The sequence below is a fragment of the Planktothrix sp. PLAVEN19ND genome, assembly GCF_057220675.1.
In genome coordinates, this window is the sequence record NZ_CM170132.1 from 3532811 (window position 1) to 3551371 (window position 18561).

Annotated in this window: 10 protein-coding genes; 7 read left to right on the plus strand and 3 right to left on the minus strand. The window is 42.8% G+C overall.

The window, feature by feature from the left end; all coding sequences use genetic code 11:
- Window positions 1-3 precede the first annotated feature (3 nt).
- Together AC2D3N_RS15510 and AC2D3N_RS15515 are read left to right on the plus strand one after the other, a co-directional pair.
- Window positions 4-447, plus strand: coding sequence for a ubiquitin-conjugating enzyme family protein (locus tag AC2D3N_RS15510; protein WP_484691406.1), 444 nt, complete (start codon window positions 4-6; stop codon window positions 445-447).
- Window positions 448-471: 24 nt separating this feature from the next.
- Window positions 472-1956 (plus strand): HesA/MoeB/ThiF family protein, encoded by a 1485-nt coding sequence (locus AC2D3N_RS15515; RefSeq protein WP_484691407.1) that lies wholly within the window; start codon window positions 472-474, stop codon window positions 1954-1956.
- Window positions 1957-2045: 89 nt separating this feature from the next.
- Here AC2D3N_RS15515 and AC2D3N_RS15520 read toward each other — a convergent pair whose 3' ends face one another.
- From AC2D3N_RS15520 to AC2D3N_RS15530, 3 genes are all read right to left on the minus strand, one after another.
- Window positions 2046-3605: a DHA2 family efflux MFS transporter permease subunit gene (locus AC2D3N_RS15520; protein ID WP_484691408.1), complete on the minus strand. Its 1560-nt coding sequence runs from the start codon at window positions 3603-3605 to the stop codon at window positions 2046-2048.
- 235 nt (window positions 3606-3840) lie between these two features.
- A complete protein-coding gene (locus AC2D3N_RS15525; RefSeq protein WP_484691409.1) occupies window positions 3841-5469 on the minus strand; it encodes an HlyD family secretion protein in 1629 nt (542 codons plus the stop codon).
- Window positions 5447-6106, minus strand: a complete 660-nt coding sequence (locus tag AC2D3N_RS15530; RefSeq protein ID WP_079681530.1) for a TetR/AcrR family transcriptional regulator — start codon at window positions 6104-6106, stop codon at window positions 5447-5449. Before AC2D3N_RS15530 ends, AC2D3N_RS15525 begins: the two co-directional genes overlap by 23 nt.
- Window positions 6107-6236: 130 nt before the next feature.
- On the opposite strand from AC2D3N_RS15530, the gene AC2D3N_RS15535 reads away from it, so the two are divergent.
- The 5 genes from AC2D3N_RS15535 (at window position 6237) to AC2D3N_RS15555 (ending at window position 18456) form a co-directional block, all read left to right on the plus strand.
- Complete coding sequence (locus AC2D3N_RS15535) at window positions 6237-6563, plus strand: hypothetical protein (protein ID WP_079681531.1); 327 nt, start codon at window positions 6237-6239, stop codon at window positions 6561-6563.
- Window positions 6533-6709 (plus strand): DUF6760 family protein, encoded by a 177-nt coding sequence (locus AC2D3N_RS15540; protein ID WP_339394377.1) that lies wholly within the window; start codon window positions 6533-6535, stop codon window positions 6707-6709. The genes AC2D3N_RS15535 and AC2D3N_RS15540 overlap by 31 nt, the downstream gene beginning before the upstream one ends.
- Before the next feature lie 274 nt (window positions 6710-6983).
- On the plus strand, window positions 6984-9008 hold the full coding sequence (locus AC2D3N_RS15545; protein WP_079681532.1) for a hypothetical protein: 2025 nt from the start codon (window positions 6984-6986) through the stop codon (window positions 9006-9008).
- Window positions 9009-9259: 251 nt separating this feature from the next.
- On the plus strand, window positions 9260-11422 hold the full coding sequence (locus AC2D3N_RS15550; RefSeq protein WP_484691410.1) for an eCIS core domain-containing protein: 2163 nt from the start codon (window positions 9260-9262) through the stop codon (window positions 11420-11422).
- A gap of 122 nt (window positions 11423-11544) precedes the next feature.
- A complete protein-coding gene (locus AC2D3N_RS15555; protein ID WP_484691411.1) occupies window positions 11545-18456 on the plus strand; it encodes an eCIS core domain-containing protein in 6912 nt (2303 codons plus the stop codon).
- Window positions 18457-18561: the final 105 nt, after the last annotated feature.

Here is an 18561-nt window from a genome sequence, read left to right on the forward strand (position 1 = left end):
ATTATGTGGAGTGAAGTTCAGCGTAAAAGATTAGCGGTAGAAAAGCAAATTCTACAAAAATATTTTCCTGCGTTTAATTGGGTTAACCCAGCAGATTCTAGTAATACAAGAATAGAAGGAGAACTAAAAACTAATGTAGAAAATAGATATAAAATTCGAGTTTATGTTCCTTCTGATTTTCCTAACTCTCGACCCGATATGGTTGTCTTATCTCCATATCCCTTAAAAGGGTATCGGGGACAAGATATGAAAGAATATGGAACCAGTAGTAATATGCACACCCTGTCTCCTGAAACCTATGGTTATGTCCAGATTTGTCATTATCGAGATTGGTTGCCTAACTTAACTTTATACAAGGTTGTTCTTAAAGGTCGTATCTGGTTAGAAGCCCTAGAAGCCCATAAAAGAACAGGTCAACCCATTGATCATTTTCTATCACATATGTAATCAGAACCAGGAGATATCAAAATCATGAGCGAATATCAATCTCAAAGAGTAGAAAACTTCTTAGAAAGAACTGTTCAACAAGGACAAACCCCTCAAGATCAAAAACTGACTTTTGATCCTGCAACGGGTGAGTTAGTTGTTCAAGGACAGAATGAAAGACTATCTAATCCTGATGCTGTTGTAGCTGATCAAATTGCTGAAGAAGGTTTTTTTGCAAAACCGTCTTTTGTGTATATGCACGAAGACCAGATTCAAGATATTTATCACAAGTGGAAAACATCAGCAATTGATCAAGCTCCTGCGGTAGCTTTTGGATTTGATGAGGGAGAAGTGTTTCATGTGTATACTTCACATCCAAAAACTCATTTTTCTGGTCTTCCAGTTCCTTCAGTTATTCATTTTTTACCCACAATGGCAAAAGATGAAGAAGGGTTTACTCTTGCTAATGAACTTGTTAATAGCCAACTTGATTCGCAGGAAAATATAACTCATTCGGTGATTATGTTATTGGCTATTGAACAAGATAAATTACAACATCGGGTTTTTATTACTCAACCGAATGGTTCGTTATCGGAAGGAATTGTTAAATTTATCCCTCAACGTTGTGAACTTTATTCTCGCAGTCAAGGGTTGCTAGAAACATCAGTCCTTGAGAACTGTAAGGTGGGGGTAGTTGGGTTAGGCAGTGGTGGTTCTTCTGTCGCAATAGAGTTAGCAAAAGCCGGGGTGGGTAAGTTTGTTTTAATTGATTTTGATCGCTTAGAATTAGCAAATGTTTCTCGTCATGTTTGTGGTACTGGTGATTTAGGTCGTTATAAAACTAAAGCGGTTAGGGATTTATTATATGGGAAAAATCCCTATATCCAAGTAGAAACGGCTGAAATCGATATTAATACCAGTTTTGAGGAGACTAAACTGTTACTCAAAGATTGTGATCTAATTATTGCAGCAACCGATAATAACCGTAGTCGGTTTAATCTCAATAGTATTGCTCTTGAGTACAACATTCCTACGATTTTCGGGAGAGCTTTAACTCGCGCCTGTGGTGGAGATGTTTTAAGAGTTCTTCCTTTTAAAAGCCCTTGTTTAGCTTGTGTTTTTACTAAAGACTTTTTAGAATCTCGTCAAGAAGAAGTTTCTCAATTTAGACAAGCTAGAGAAGATAACCCGGCTTATGTTGCTGATGATGAAGTTAAAGCCACTATCCAAGTCGGCTTATCTTCTGATATTTTACCAATCTCAAATATGATTGTCAAATTAGCATTATTAGAACTTTCTCGCGGTAAGGATAGTGGAATTAATTCTTTAGAGGAAGATTTAATTGCAGACTTTTATATTTGGGCTAATCGCCGAGAGAATACTTATGAAAGTTGGCCTAAAATGGAATATGGCTCAAAAACACCTTCTATTTTACGATGGTATGGTGCTAAATGGGAACGGAATGTATCTTGTCAAGTTTGTGGAGAGTCACAAGATTCTAACAAGACTGACGATGATTTTTTTGGGTAATAGCACAAAATTTTATAGAGATTAGCGATCGCCTCTTTAAAAAAAGCGATCGCTCATTTACACTAAATAAAATCCTTTAAATCCCTAACTTAATGGGCGGCGGGAGCTTTTGCACCTTTCCCACCCTTACCTAAAAAGAATAATAACGGTAAAGAACATAAAAACGTTATCCCCACCACTCTAAAAATATCAGCAAAAGAGAGAACTGCCGCCTGGGTATCGACAATTTGGCTTAATGACGCTAAAGCCTGTTGCTGGGCTGTGACTCCATCCATTCCTTTACTTTGGAACATCGCCGTCAGGGTTTCTAACCGTTGATTTGTGGCAAAATCATAGGGAGTCAGATGGGTGAGAAGTACCGCCCGATGGAAGGCTTCTCGCTGACTTAACAAACTGGTGAGGGCTGCAATTCCCACACTCCCGCCTAATTGTCGGGTTAAGTTATAAAACCCCGACCCTGCCGATACCGCTTGTTGGGGTAAGGCTCCCAAAGTGGCTAAACTCAGGGGTAAAAACATCAACACCGTCACCCCACCCCGGGCAACTAACGGCCAAAATAGCTGATCTGTACCCGTTTGGGCACTAATAGTGGAGAGGTCAAACATCACCAAAGCCGAACCAATAGCCCCTAAAGCAATTAATAACCGGGCATCGACTTTCGTTGATATTTTTCCTAATAGTATCATCATCACCGCCGAACATAACGCCCCCGGAGCTAATAAAAATCCCGTTTGTGTCGCGGAAAAATGAAGAATACTTTGGGCAAAAATCGGGACGACAAATAACGTCCCATACAGTCCCATCCCCAAAATCCCAGAATATATACTCCCGGCGGCTAAAGACCGATACCGTAAAACCCGCAGGTCAACGGCTGGATTTCGGGTCGTGAGTTCCCGCCAAATAAATAACGCCATCCCCACCGTCGCCGTAATCGCTAGAGTCCGAATAAAACTGGATGAAAACCAGTCTTCCTGTTCTCCTTCTTCTAACAACCCTTGGAAACTGCCAACGGCCACCGTTAGCAAAATAATCCCCCACCAATCAACTTTGGTACTTTGGGAGTTGTTTTCTTCATTCTTGGGCAAAAATAGCCAAGCCATCAAGGTTGCTAAAATACCAACGGGCAGATTAATAAAGAAAATCCACCGCCAACCCAAGGTATCCGTTAGGTATCCCCCTAAAGTGGGGCCAATGGCGGGGCCGGCAATTACCCCAACGCCAAACACCGCTTGGGCGATACCTTGTTCATGGGGGGCAAAGGTTTGGAACAGAATGGCTTGACCCTTTGCCAGTAACCCACCCCCACACAACCCTTGCAGAATCCGAGAAATAACTAGCATGGGTAAGTTAACGGATAAACCACAGAGAATGGATGCCAGGGTAAAACCGACTAAGGAGAAAATAAAATAAGATTTACGACCGAAAAAATCTCCGAGCCAAGCACTTAAGGGAATTAAAATTACGTTAGCGATCGCATAACCCGTGACCACCCAAGCAATTTCCGTCACCGTCGCCCCTAAACTCGCCTGCATATCCGTCAGGGCAACATTCACAATACTGGTATCAATAACTTCTAACATGGCTCCCAAAGCGGCTGTTAATGCGATCGCCCACTTCAAATAACCCTGAATATAATGGGGTTGATTCATAATAGATATTGACGGTTGACGGTTGGCTGTTGACAGTTAGCTATTAGCAAGCGATGGCAAGCGTACCAATATTTTTCTCCCCTGCTCCCCCTGCTCCCCCTGCCTCCCCCTGCTCCCCCTGCTCCCCCTGCTCCCCCTGCTCCCCCTGCTCCCCCTGCTCCCCCTGCTCCCCCTGCTCCCCCTGCTCCCCCTGCTCCCCCTGCCTCCCCTGCTCCCCCTGCCTCCCCTGCTCCCCCTACCTTCCCCCTGCGGTTTCCACACTCACCCTCACACTCAAACCCGCCCGCAGTTTATGTTCAGGGTCAGCATTGGCAACAAACGCTAACCGCACGGGAACCCACTGCACAACTTTGTTAAAATTGCCTGTGGCATTGTCGGGAGGTAACAAAGCAAACTGAGCCCCCGTTGCCGGACTAATTCCGGTTACCTTTGCCCGAAACACTTCCCCCGGATAGGCGTCTACCCGCACTAACGCCATTTCCCCGACTCGTAAATCCTTTAACTCCGTTTCCTTAAAATTCGCTTCAATATAAAGGTCATCGGTCTTCAGGGGAACTAACGCTAATAACGGTTGTCCCGGTTGGATTTTTTTCCCGACTTCCGCCGTCAGTTGACCCACATACCCACTCACCGGGGCGGTAATCGTTGTATAGGTAAGCTGTTGACGGGCTAAGGCAAGGGAGGCTTGCGCCTGTTTAATCTGGGCTTGGGCCAGTTGAGTTTGATCTTGTTTGACAACCACTTCCTGACCTGAAGCTTGGGTTTCTGCAACCTGAGCTTGAGACGCACCCGTTTGAGCTAAGGATTTTTCTACCTCGGCTTGGGCCTGACTAACTTTAGCCTTCGCTTGTTGCAGTCGAGCTTGGGCGGTTTTTACGGCCGATTTGGCTTGGGCGAGTTCAGCTTGGCTGTTAATAACTTGGGCTTGAGCTTGTTGCAGTTGGGACTGGGCATTATTCACCGTTGCTTGAGCCTGTCCTACCCCCTGTTGCACAACGGTTAAACTCGCTTGAGCTTCTGCAAAGGCAGCTTGGGCGGTATCCCGTTGTTGAGCAGAAACCACATTTTGCTGATAAAGAGATTGATAGCGTTGAAAATCCTGTTGAGTTCGGGTCACTTCAGCTTCTGCTTGAGCAACTTTAGCCCGGGCGGCATTCACCCCTAATTCCGCTTCCTGAATTTGAGCGCGTTGGGCGGCAATATTGGCTTGGTCTTGTTGCAGTTGAGCTTGGGCAACATTAACACCGAGTTGAGCCTGTTGGAGTAGGGCTTGGACGGCGATCGCTTCTGATTCAGCTTGCTGAACATTAGTTTGTTCGGCGGTAACTGCCGCTTGTTGCGCTTTTAAATTTGATTGGGCTTGTTCAACTTGACTAATATTAGTATTGGCGGTTAAAGAAACAGTATCCTTAGCAGTTTGTAATTGAGCTTCGGCTGCATTTAGATTAGCTTCTTCCTGTTTAATTTTTAATAATAAATCTTGATCTTCTAAAATCACCAAACGTTGACCCGCTTGCACATAATCCCCATTTTTAACTAACACTTTTTGAACAGTAGCCGCAATTTTGGGGGCAATGGGAGAAATATGACCTTCTATTTGGGCGTTATCCGTTGTGGCGTGGGTGCTTTGATATTGCCACCAACGGGTTCCGAAAACGGCTCCTGTAATTAATACGATCGCTGCCCCTAACAATAACCCCCAAGGACGTTTTTTTCCAAGGGGTTTGGGTTCCTCAACAACGGGAATTTCTTCCTGGCTGATGGGTTTATGTCCATTGGTTTGAATCTGTTCAGAAGATAAAGGCTTCTGATCTTCAACGGGTTCAGTTTTTAAGTGAGAATCAATAACGGTGTTTGGTTTCATCTTGCTGTTCTCTATAAATTGAAGTGTTATTAGTGGGCAAGGGACTGATACCTTGCACGAAGATATCGACACAGGTTTCGATATAATCTTCGCGGTGGTAATGGATGAAATTGGGGATGGCATTACGTCGCAGCATTCCCGCTAGGAGCATTCCGGTAAATAAATCGATAGCGGGTTCTAATCTTAAATCCAAGCGCACTTTACCCCGCTTTTGGCTATTTTTGAGGTAATTAATCAGTTGTTCTCGTAGGGGTTGGGTGGCTTCGGCAATAATCTGAGATGCGACTTGGGGATGGCGTTTAGCTTCTCCGATAAAAGTTCGAATTAGGGCTTCATGTTCTTCGAGCATGGTGTTATAAAGCCAGCTATAATGGGTTAAATCCTCTTTTAAATCCTGTGTCCACTCTTGTTGATGAGTTAAGGCTTCTGTTTGCAAGGCGGTTGCTTGTTGGACAACGGCCACCAGCAGCTGTTCTTTGCTATGGAAATGACGAAATAAGGTGACTTCATTGACTCCTGCTACACGAGCAATTTGTTTTGTGGTGGCTCCCGCAATTCCAGCTTCAGCAAACACTGCTAAAGCCGCTTTTAATAAGCGACTGCGAGTGAGTGCAGTTTTCTGCTCCTGAGAATTCATAGATTACAACGTAAGTGCTTACTTGCATTGTAACAAATAAAAACAGGAACCGGGTTTCTAATTCTCGGCAGGATTTTTTACACAAACTTAGTCAAAAGTTGGTAAGTTAGTACAGAATTAACAATGTTTGATGGAAAACCAATCTCCGATCACTTTTAGTTTTTCCCTGCCTGTCGGGTTACTGGACAGCCAAGACAGACGACACCGGGACGGGGAAATGCGTCTAGCCACAGGCCAAGATGAATTTTACTTCCACGCCGACTCCCGCAGCTTAGAAAATCCTGCTTATGGCACTCTCATCCTACTTTCACGAGTCATTGTCCAGTTGGGGGAATTATCTCCCGTCACCCCTGAAGATTTAGAAGAACTCTTTCTCTGCGACTGGCAATATTTACAGGAAGTTTACAATACGATTAACCCTCCAGAATCAGCAATTTTTACCACGGGGGAGTTGTAGGCTACCCCCAAGAGGAGTTATATCGGGAGGTAGCCTTTATTGCATTTCACTTTCACTGGTCACGGGAGGAGATTCTCAATTTAGACCACCAAGAACGACAACGTTGGGTACAGGAAATCGCCTATTTAGTCAATCCTCAGTCCTAATCAAACCCTAAAAATATGGAACCATACCCTAGCCCTACCCCTGAGTCAAGTGAGGAAAGGGAAGGGTAGAAATACATGGAAATATTACAGTTGATTTAGAATTTTTATAGTCAAAAATAGTAGTAGCGATCGCATCAAATCCTCTGATTTTTTCTGCTGACAAAACTAAAATTATACTTAAGTATAGATTTGGTTGTCAATTTTATTGATACAATTAATAAAAATGTAACCCGCCTTGGTTAATGTATTAAGCTGCAAGTAATGGGGTCTGATAATGAAAATACGACTAAAAAAACAGAATCGCCATGAAGTAAAATCTGTCAATCAAACCGCAATTCAAGCGAAATCCCTGACAGATATTCGCCCAATAGACAACTACCTCGCAGCACCACAGAAACCCCAAACCGAAGATATAAACCATCAGCAAATACAGAAAAAACAGGGCTTTAATTTTGCGGAAATCTCAATTTTTGCAGGTGGGGCACAGGGGTTAACACCGAGAATACAGCCCAAATTTTTCGCTCGCCCTGAAAATATAACGCAGCAAAGCAGTATTCCCATCATTCAACGCCAACTCACCCCAGACCAAATCAAACACGCCAACCGGATTCGTAAGGCCAGAGGACTCGATCTTCTTCCTCTCGAGGCTGCACAGCAACTCAATAATGTGGAAGAAGCCACCCAGCCTACCCCGGCCGCCAATCAACCTGTCGCTAATCAACAACCCACCGAAGCACCTCATCAATCCGATGCGAAACGGTCAGAATCTAACTTCCAAGTTGTTCATGATTATTCATGGATTAAATCAACCCTTAAAGAATTGAAAAGCTGGGATAAAGTTAAAGAACAATTTAGTAGCGATCAGAAAACCATGTGGCAATTGTTTGACTTTCGCCAATGGTATGTTGATTCATTGATTAGTGTCCTTCGTGATACCTATCCCGGTTTAATTGCCAAATCCGTCGGAAGCGCAGATCCAACCTCAGACTACGATATCACAATTTCTACGCCCGGTTCAGGAAAAGACGTGGAAGCAATCAAATGGTTTAATGCTCAAGTTCACAAGGAATTTGGCGTTGAACCCGGCACAGTGTTTGATACTAACTTGTATGCAAAAGATTATCTGAAAGTTGAAGAAAATATCGATAATGCAGCAAAAGCAGAGCAAAAATCTGATCAAGACCTTGACCAACCCAATCGCGGATTTAGTAAAATAGGTAGCCTTTCACAAGATGTGGCGGCTTTGGTCAAACAACGGCGTTATATGAAGCAAGTCGAATGGGATAATTATGTTAATCAAGTCGTTAACAGTATCGCCGATCCACAGCAGCAAAAACTGATTCGTCATCAATATGAAGAAGCCGATAGTATTTATCAAGTAGCTGCTTATGAATTGCTAGGTGAAGTTAAGCAAGAAATGAGTGATCCTGAAAAACAAAAGATTGAAAAACAGACAAAATTGGGTGAAGATGAAGAAAAAGTTATTAGCAATTTGCCCGATGGCGAATATAAGAAAACCATACGCCAGCAATTATTGGGTGCTGAGGAATTACAAGCAATTACTCATGATAATTCTGATTTAGTTCTCAAAAAGAGTAATGAGCTTTACCTAGACCGAATGACTAAAGTTCGCACACTTCAAGAAACAATTCGCAAGTTAGGTACGGGTGAACCCACAAAAGTTGAAGCCCTCAAAGCTCAAATTCAACAAATTTTAGGAGAGGCTTGCTTCTATGCCGCAGAAGCCTACCATAGTGAAGGGGCAGTTAAACACATTGTGGCAGGTGTACAGGGTGCTAAAGCCTCCTCCGATGACAAAGACAAGATTATGAACTCTCTCAAACCAGAACATTTCTTGCAATCATTTAACGAGCAACTCGGAGATTTTCTCAAGGATTTGAGTCATTATGCCAACGCCCCTGATGGGAAAATTTTCTATCGTTCTTCTAAATATCTCTATCGTTTGTTTTTGGCAGTGGCGGAGTTACGCCAGTACAAATTGAAGAAATTACAAAGCCTAACAATAGAGTCTAAGCGTGCTGATGAAATTGCTAAAGATATAGATAGTCAATTGGTGGCTATTCGTAAAGGCAATAAAAAATTTGACAGTGAAGACGAAAAGAATCAAGCAGCCGTTGATGCAATGAAGGGGATTCTTGGGGTGCAGACTGCATCAGATTTAAAAGTCAAAATTTTAGCAATGGCGCAGGAATTTAATGTCAAGGTTCGTAGTCAGATGACCGAACTATCGACTCCTGGTAGGAATACATCTAAGGACTATTTCAGAAATATCCAATAGCTTATTTTATTTGCTATGGCGCTACGCATTACAGTTTTAGAGACGCGCCATGGCGCGTCTCTACAAAATCCAGCTGTTCTAAGAGTGCGTAGCGCCATAGTGGCGATCGCATCAAATCCTCTGATTTTTTCTGCTGACAAAACTAAAATTATACTTAAGTATAGATTTGGTTGTCAATTTTATTGATACAATTAATAAAAATGTAACCCGCCTTGGTTAATGTATTAAGCTGCAAGTAATGGGGTCTGATAATGAAAATACGACTAAAAAAACAGAATCGCCATGAAGTCAAATCTGTCAATCAAACCGCAATTCAAGCGAAATCCCTGACAGATATTCGCCCCATGGACAACCACCTCGCAACACCACAGAAACCCCAAACCGAAGATATAAACCATCAGCAAATACAGAAAAAACAGGGTTTTAATTTTGCGGAAATCCCGATTTCAGCAAAAAAAGATGAGTCAGCAGCCAGAGTACAGCCTAAGTTTAATTTATCCCTACAAAAAAAATTAACCGTCGGCCAAGCTGGGGACAAATATGAACAGGAAGCGGATAGTGTAGCGGAAAAAGTGGTCAAACAAATTAATACTCCTACCACAGAAAAAGCCACATCTTCTAAAGGAGTACAACGTCAGGAAGCAGAAGAAGAAGTTCAAGCCAAATCTGATATTTCTGACCTGCAACGAGAAGGGGAAGAAGAAGAAGAAGTTCAAGCTAAACCGGATATTTCTGACCTGCAACGAGAAGGGGAAGAAGAAGAAGAAGTTCAAGCTAAACCGGATATTTCTGACCTGCAACGAGAAGGGGAAGAAGAAGAAGAAGTTCAAGCTAAACCGGATATTTCTGACCTGCAACGAGAAGGGGAAGAAGAAGAAGAAGTTCAAGCTAAACCGGATATTTCTGACCTGCAACGGGAAGGGGAAGAAGAAGAAGAAGTTCAAGCTAAATCTGATATTTCTGACCTGCAACGAGAAGGGGAAGACGAGGAAGAAGTTCAAGCTAAATCTGATATTTCTGACCTGCAACGAGAAGGGGAAGAAGAAGAAGAAGTTCAAGCTAAATCTGATATTTCTGACCTGCAACGGGAAGGGGAAGAAGAAGAAGAAGTTCAAGCTAAATCTGATATTTCTGACCTGCAACGGGAAGGGGAAGACGAGGAAGAAGTTCAAGCTAAATCTGATATTTCTGACCTGCAACGGGAAGGGGAAGAAGAAGAAGAAGTTCAAGCTAAATCTGATATTTCTGACCTGCAACGGGAAGGGGAAGAAGAAGAAGAAGTTCAAGCTAAATCTGATATTTCTGACCTACAACGAGAAGGGGAAGAAGAAGAAGAAGTTCAAGCTAAATCTGATATTTCTGACCTACAACGGGAAGGGGAAGAAGAAGAAGAAATTCAAGCTAAATCTGATATTTCTGACCTGCAACGAGAAGGGGAAGAAGAAGAAGAAGTTCAAGCTAAACCTGATATTTCTGCGATTCAACGGGAAGGGGAAGAAGAAGAAGAAGTTCAAGCTAAATCCGATATTTCTGCGATTCAACGGGAAGGGGAAGAAGAAGAAGTTCAAGCTAAACCCCAAAATAAAGCCCTGGTTGGCGGTGCAGTTTCAACAGATATAGAAACAACAATTCAAAGTGCTAAAAGTGGTGGAAGTCCCCTAGATGCGGGACTGCAACAGAAGATGGGAAAAGCAATGGGGGCAGATTTTAGTGGAGTGAAAGTACATACTGATAGTCAAGCGGATAAATTGAATCGTTCCCTGAGTTCCCGTGCCTTTGCAACGGGGCCAAATTTGTTTTTTAAACGGGGAGAATATAATCCAGGAAGTCGAAGTGGACAGGAATTAATTGCCCATGAATTAACTCATGTTGTGCAACAGGGGGGGGGACAAAAAACACAAAAGATTCAACGGGTGCTTGAGTTTGATGTTAATGCTGAACTACCCAAAGTCTCATGGCGTGCGAAACTCAGTAGATGGACATCAAATTGGGGTTTCGAAAGTACACTATCACAAATCAGAAGAAATGTTAAGCGACTGCAAGTAGAGGAAGCTAGAAGATTTAAACTCAGAGAGTTGGCAGTAAGAGAAAAGTACGATCTAGAAACAAAGGAGGAATATGTTAGACACTTGTGGACAAGACAGTCTTATTTACGAGAATTGTCGAGACTCTGTAATGAATGGTTGAAGAAACATGGTAAAAGTGATGACGAGAGAAGACAAGAGAAAGCGGATGATATCAACATATTGCGCGGGAGAGTTTTAACGGAATTAGCCGAACTAGAAGTGGAATTAGAGCAGTGGAAGAGTGCAATAAATGTACTAAAGACACTAAGGAAAACGTATGAGGAACAGTCTAAAGATGATAATGATGAGGACAAGGAATCTGAACAGCCACAAACCTCCGGAAAATAAGGGAGTCAGATAACACCATTTGCTACAAATAAAAAATTCTTTGGAATCTTCGGGAAGGAAAAAATAATTGGGACTTAGACAAAAAAGTAAGCTCAATATGAACTAAAACCACAGAATAAACAATGAATACCAAAGCTGTTGTTACACCCGTCAAAAAAAGTACGCCGACTCCCATTCCCCAACTGTCACCAACAGTAGGATTAACCAGTGTGCGACCCTTTGCGGATGAACAACTGGCTTTAAAAGAAGATGACAGCAGCAGTGAACAAAAATTAGTGGGGGCGGCTCCTCCTCCACCAGAAATCCAACGGAATCAGAATCTTAATTCTGGCTATAATTTTAGTCAAATTTCAATTAGTGAATATATTCCCGCAACACCGCAAGCCAAGTTAGTCGTCGGCGCTCCGGGGGATAAATACGAAAAAGAAGCCGATGCGATGGCGGATAAGGTCGTGTCTACGGTTGTTCCGGTGCAGCCATCGGCGGAGCAGGGGAGCAGGGGAGCAGGGGGAGCAGGGGGGGAAGATGAGCAGGGGGAGCAGGGGGAGCAGGGGGAGCAGGGGGAGCAGGGGGAGCAGGGGGAGCAGGGGAGTAGAGGAGCAGGGGGAGTAGGGGAGCAGGGAACCGTTAACCTGAAACCGACAACGGACACCATTCAAGCGCCACCGGAGGAAGAGGGAACTGTTCACCTTAAACCCCTAACCGAAAGCATCCAAAGCGCCACCGAAGAAGATGGAACGGTTCACCTCAAACCCCTAGCTCAAAGGATTCAGCGATATGAGCAAGAAGCAACCCTTCACCTCAAACGGTTAAGCGGAATTCTTCAACAAAAGGAAATAGAAGGGGTCGTTCACCTCAAAGCCATAGACAACCATATTCCATCAGGGATTAGCCAAACCCTGAAACAGTCTACCTTGATCTCCCGCCAAGGAAACGGCGGATTTACAGCCAGCGAGAATATTGAAACCCGCGTTAAAAGTAGTAAAGGTGGTGGTAACCCCCTACCCGATGAAACCCGTGACTTCATGGAAGACCGATTTGGGAATGATTTTAGTGGGGTCAAAGTTCACACGGGTTCCGATGCGGTTCAACTCAGTAAAGATCTTGGTGCTCAAGCGTTTACCCATGAGCAAGATGTCTATTTTAATTCAGGTAAATATTCACCCCATACCGACGAAGGCAAAAAACTCCTCGCCCATGAACTCACCCACACGATTCAACAAACGGGCCCTAAAATTAAACCCAAATCTCTGAGTCGGAAAATTCAAAAAAAATCCCAAATTCAGCGTCAAATCCAACCTTCTGCTGTTAAAAATAGAGTTAAAAAAAATCCGCCCTTGAATCTCTCCGGCTTAAAAACATTACCTGAAAAATCTCTACAAAAAGAAGATAAAAATAAGTCTCAACCTGCTACCTCAAAAACCGAAGACAAAAAAGCGACGACAACCGATACAAAAACCGAAGCAAAAACCGAAACAAAGACTGAGGAAGCATCAGTTACTAAAGGGGATACGAAAGAAACAGCCGAAACTAAGTCACAGGAACGGAAAAAGACCGTTGAAAAAGAACAAGAAGACGCTAAAAAAGAATTAGCTCAAGAGGGGAAAGACAAAGAGGATAAAGGCGCTGAAATGAAAAAATATTTAGCGGCGGAATCCCTGAAAAAAGTTGAAACTCAAACCGCTAAAGTTAAAGAAGATACGGATACCGTTAAAAATAAAGTTAAATCCGGTGAAAGTGGGGATAATTTAGGAAAATTAGAGAAAGAAAGTGGGGAAAAAATAGAATCTCAGGCTAAACAAGAAGGTCAAGAAGCTGAAGCAAAAGTTAAAGATAAAGCCGACGAAAAAGGCAAACAGGATGCAAGCGGTCAAACTCCTTCTAAAGAGAGTGTACCGCTTCCGCTTAAAGTCGAACCTGGGGCTGTAGAAAATCCTCAAGGCCCTCTTGAGCAAACGGATCAGCCCGAAGCCCTCCCACCCATCCCGGAAGGGGAAGCGAAAACCGCCGACACTTCGCCGATCGCAGTTCCCGAAGTCAGAGGTGATCAAGCACCAGCAACACCCGAAGCCGACCCCGCTTTTGGGGCGGTGATTAAACAGTCCAAACAACAAGCCGATCAGCAAGCCAGTCACCAGTCACCCAGATCCGCAGCCGAGGAAGCCCAAACCGCCGCCAAAGATCCCGATCAACAAATGCGGGAAGCCCAAGCGACAAAAATGGATGATCTGAATGCTAAAAAACCGAAACCCTTTGACCGCAAAGTTTTTGAAGATAGTTTATTAGAAAAATTACAGTTAGTTAAACCCAAAAACGCCGATCAAGCCGATAATTTTGCCAGTAGTGGCAAAACCGATGATATTAAAAATGCCTTAAATACCGAAGTTAAGGGAGCCAAAAAAGAGTCGGGTGGGGGTTTACCAGAGGAAGCCAAAGCACCGCCTGAACCCGCAGCCGAACAACCTAAAAATGTTGACGAACTGAAACCGACTCAGGAAGTTGTGGGGACTGTACCCCCAGAAATTGAAGCAGAAAAAGCCGTTCCCAAGCCAAAAACAGACAAGGAAATTGAAGAACCTTTAGCAAAAACAACCGAGAATTTAGAGGGTGCGTTTGGTGAGATTCAGGCGAAGTCAATGGTTGGCTCTAGCAGTGATCCTGATGAAGTTCAAGCCGATCAAATCGCTGAACAAGTGATCACACCACCCCTAACCACCCCTAACCCCTCCTTGGTAAGTGAGGGGATGACAGATGCGATCCCCCCAACCCCCCTTACTAAGCAGAGGGGGGGGGAAACCATTCAACTGCTTCCTGAAGTCTCGATTCAACGCAAAGAAGAAGTTAAACCCCAGTCCGTTGCCCAACCGGATGCAGAAGTTCCCCTGGATGTAGACCGTTTAGAAACCTGGAAAGAAGAGGGCGGGGGACAAGCCTTAGATGCCTTAAAAGAAGCCAAGACCCATGGCACCACAGAAGGCCCCCAAAAATTCCGTCAAGGGGAACAGGAAACCCTGACTACAGCCAAAACTGACGCCCAGGCATCGGCGAAACAATCCAATCAGGATATGTATGCGACTCGTACAGAGTCAATGCAGCAGACCGGAGATTCCCAAGAGGCAACCAAGACTCAGGATGAAATTAAACGGACTGAAATTAATACCAATATCCAAAGTATTTTTGACAAAACTCAGGGGAATGTTAAAGCTATTCTAGGGAAAATGGATAGTGATGTTAATACTGAGTTTAATCGCGGGATTAGTGCAGCTAAAAATGCCTTTGAAGGTCATGTTAAAAGGAGAATGGCTGAGTATAAAGATAAACGCTATACTTTGGTATTTCCGATTAAATTACCTAAGCCTTACTGGTTTGGGATCAAAATGGTGAAAGTTGGAGAACTTCGCATTTTTGACTTCATCACCTGGATTAGAGATAAGTTTGCGGGCTTACCCGATGAAGTCAATGTTTTTTATGAAGAAGGAAAAAAACTATATATTGAAGAAGTTAAAAAAAGTATCTCTAATATTGGTGGAATTGTTGAAAAAGGATTAACCGCAGCCCAAACAGAAGTTAACCAAGGGCGAGAAAAGGTCAATGCTTATGTACAAACCTTACCGAAAGACCTGCAAGAAATTGGTGCGCAATCGGCGGCGGATGTGCAAACTAAATTTGATCAACTTGAGCAGAGTATTAGCGATAAACAAAATCAACTCCTGGAAGATTTAACTAAAAAATATCAATCTAGTTTAAAAGAACTTGATAAACGCATTGAACAGTTAAAAGCCGAAAATGCCAGCTTAATTAGTAAAGCTTTAAAATTTATTGGAGATTTAGCCAAGAATATTATTAAACTTCTCCTCTGGCCGATTAAGAAAATTTTAAGTGTTTTTATTGGAGCTCTAGCCGAAGATGTGATTGACGCCCTGATCGATGATCCGGTGCTATTTATGAAGAATCTCTTTAAAGGGATTGGAGATGGAATTAAGAATTTTGCCAATAATATTGGGAAACATTTACTTAATGGGTTAATTACTTGGTTATTTGGAAACTTAGGAGACTTAAAACTTCCTGAAAAATTTGATTTAAAAGGATTCTTAGATATTATTTTACAGGTTTTAGGTTTAACAAAAGACTATATTTTTGGCATTGTTGAAAATATTTTAGGTGGGCCAGCTACGAAATTAATTCAGTTTATTCTCGATGTCGTCCTCAAGAAAGGCATCGATAGTCTCAACTATCTTTGGGATTTAGTTAAATTGGTCGTAGAAGCTGGCCCCGATGTGATTATGACTTTAATTAATGAAGGGGTAGAAGCCGTAGAAACTTTCCCTGATTCTGTACAAAACATCTTAGGAAGTATTAGTGGCGGCCTTGGCGGTATTCTGGGATTTGCTAAGGATTTAATCGGGTCTTTAGGAGAAGATGCCCTTGACTTCATTTCAGGACTGCAACCGGGCGTAAAATTTATTTTTACCTTCTTTAGTACCTTAATTAAAGATGGTATATCAGGGGTTTGGGAGTTCATCAAATCCTCCTTGGATGATATGAAAAAAATCTTCCTCAAAGGTTTGATGGAAATGGCAATTGTGGAAATTGTCAAGGCGGGGATTAGTTGGCTGATTGGCATGATGAATCCGGCGTCAGGAATCGCTAAAATCGCTAAGGTGATTTTTGATGTGATTTCCTTTTTTGTGGAAAAACGGGAAGACATTAAACTCTTTGTGCAAGCTATCTTAGACACTCTAAAAGCGATTTGTGATGGCACCCCGGCGGTGATGGCGATGATGATTGAACAGGCTTTAGCTAAAATGATTCCTGTTTTATTAGGATTCTTAGCATCCCTAATTGGTGTTGGGGGAATTCCTAGTAAAATCAAGAAAATTGTCACGACATTAAAAGCACCTGTAGATAAAACCATCGGGGGAATATTTGCGGGAGCAGCAGGTTTCTTTGGAGGGAGTAAAAGCAAGAAAGGAAAAACAGCCCGCAAAGCCAAAGGTGTAGGGAAAGGCAAAGGCAAAGGCAAAGGTAAAACGGCTAAAGACAAGAAAAATAAAGATAAAAAACAACCTCAGAATGATGCCAAAAAACAAATTAAAGGTGCGGGTCATCACACTCAAAATATAGCGAGAAATCTCCGAGATCCTGATGCCGTGGGTCAAAAATTATCAGGAATTCAATCTAAACATAAACTCAAACAGTTGAAGTTGACTAAAAAAGGTAAAAATAAATATCAAATTGTCGGTCAAGTGGAAGCCACTAAAGTTCAACGACAGGTTGATTCGGGAGTCAGTCAAGAAGAATTACCCCTAAATCTGATGGTGCAACGGTCGGCTGAATCTGTTTGGAAAGACAAGAAAAATCAACTCGTTGTCAAACAGAAAATTACAGGAAATAAGAAGAAAGCTAGTTTGACATTAACGGCGAAATTAATGGCGAAGAATAAGATTTTGCCTAAAGTTGCTCAGAAACTCAAATCAATTATTAATAAAAAACCCAAACCAAAAGCAGTTAAAAGTCAACTTCCGGCTCTGAAATCTCAATATAAACTCAAAACCTTAAGTCTAAATACCCTTAAACCCGATGGTAGTAAATATGTGATTATTGGGGTGCTTCCCGATGACGAGCAATCAACAAAAGCCCAGCGTCAAGCTGCCGGAACTGATCAAATGCTTGATGCCCATTCTGGGGTAGAAACCGCGATTCAGCGTTCCCTCGGTCAAGGTCAACCCCTACCTGCCCCCGTGCGGGAACCGATGGAAAATGCCTTTGGTTTTGACTTTGCCCAGGTACGGATTCATCATGATACGGAGGGCGATCGCCTCAGTCGTTCCCTCGATGCCCGCGCCTTTACCACCGGATCTGACGTTTTCTTCCGCCAGGGTGCTTATGCTCCCCACAGTCCTGGCGGGACAAGGCTCCTCGCCCACGAACTTACCCACGTTGTCCAACAGTCCGGTGAATCCCCCACAGCACCTTCCCCTCTCCTTTCTCGCACGGTGCAGCGAGTCAGTCAGGAAGTGCCTTACTTCGTCCAGAGAGAAGCAGAAAACAATTCAGAGGGTTCAGAGGCTTTAGATACTAATGAAAATCCCTCAAAATCCGATAAAAGCAGCCAAACAAAGGCACTTGTGGGTGCGGGACTTCTGATTGCAGGTAGTATGTTAGTATCAGGTCTTAGCATGGGCTTTGGTGGCGGTGGTAAACAAAAAGAACAGGCTAATATCACTAAAAGTATTCGCGGTAACAAACTGACCATGCGAGTGATGATTACAAAACAGCAAGATCAGGATGAGCAACAAAATCAACGCAAGAAAAAAGGTTCATCCGTTGCTAATAATCTGGCTTTACCCGATGATATTGTCGATGATATTGTGACGTTAATTCAACAAATTGTTAATCAATATCCAGACCCCGATATTGTTCAGAAAAAACTGGATAAACTTTGTGTTGATTTTGATTTAGATTTGCTAAAAGTTGTGGGTTCTGCAACAATTGGTAGTAGCATTAGCTATGATATTCAGGTCAAAGGTCGTCCGCAGGAACCGACGGATGAAAATACGGCGGCGATCGCTAAAAATTTAGATAATCTCACACCTAAAGAAGAAGGAACTCGCTCCCGCAGTCCTAGTTTATTCGGCAAAGGATCTCAATCCCAGAAAGAAGCAGGAACCCGCTCTCGCAGTCCTAGTTTATTGGGCAAAGGATCTCAATCTGAGAAAGAAGCAGGAACTCGCTCCCGCAGCACTAGTTTATTGGGCAAAGGATCTCAATCTGAGAAAGAAGATAGGGCTAAAGAAGATCAACCTAAAAAAACATCAGAAAAAGCCACCAAAGAGCCTCAAAAGCCGATTAAGGATGAAACAAAAGAAAACCAAGCATTTGAGAAATTAGCAGACGAAAAACAAGGGTCTCAACCTCAATCAACCAAGGCTAGTAAGGGTCAAAAAACACCCCTTGATGTTAATACTAAAGTTAAACGAATTGATCCTGCCACCGTCGAAATTTCTGTCCGGGCTGATCCTAAGAAAAAATAGACTTTCCTTACCTTTGCTCACGGGACTTATCTGGGTTGATTTAGACTAAAGTAGAATAGGATTTGTACAGTAATTATGTAATACTAACGGCAGGATCAACAATTA

Coding starts and splice junctions, on each gene's coding strand:
- AC2D3N_RS15510 (WP_484691406.1), top strand. CDS start 4: ATGTGGAGTGAAGTTCAGCGTAAAAGATTAGCGGTAGAAAAGCAAATT.
- AC2D3N_RS15515 (WP_484691407.1), top strand. CDS start 472: ATGAGCGAATATCAATCTCAAAGAGTAGAAAACTTCTTAGAAAGAACT.
- AC2D3N_RS15520 (WP_484691408.1), bottom strand. CDS start 3,605: ATGAATCAACCCCATTATATTCAGGGTTATTTGAAGTGGGCGATCGCA.
- AC2D3N_RS15525 (WP_484691409.1), bottom strand. CDS start 5,469: ATGAAACCAAACACCGTTATTGATTCTCACTTAAAAACTGAACCCGTT.
- AC2D3N_RS15530 (WP_079681530.1), bottom strand. CDS start 6,106: ATGAATTCTCAGGAGCAGAAAACTGCACTCACTCGCAGTCGCTTATTA.
- AC2D3N_RS15535 (WP_079681531.1), top strand. CDS start 6,237: ATGGAAAACCAATCTCCGATCACTTTTAGTTTTTCCCTGCCTGTCGGG.
- AC2D3N_RS15545 (WP_079681532.1), top strand. CDS start 6,984: ATGAAAATACGACTAAAAAAACAGAATCGCCATGAAGTAAAATCTGTC.
- AC2D3N_RS15550 (WP_484691410.1), top strand. CDS start 9,260: ATGAAAATACGACTAAAAAAACAGAATCGCCATGAAGTCAAATCTGTC.
- AC2D3N_RS15555 (WP_484691411.1), top strand. CDS start 11,545: ATGAATACCAAAGCTGTTGTTACACCCGTCAAAAAAAGTACGCCGACT.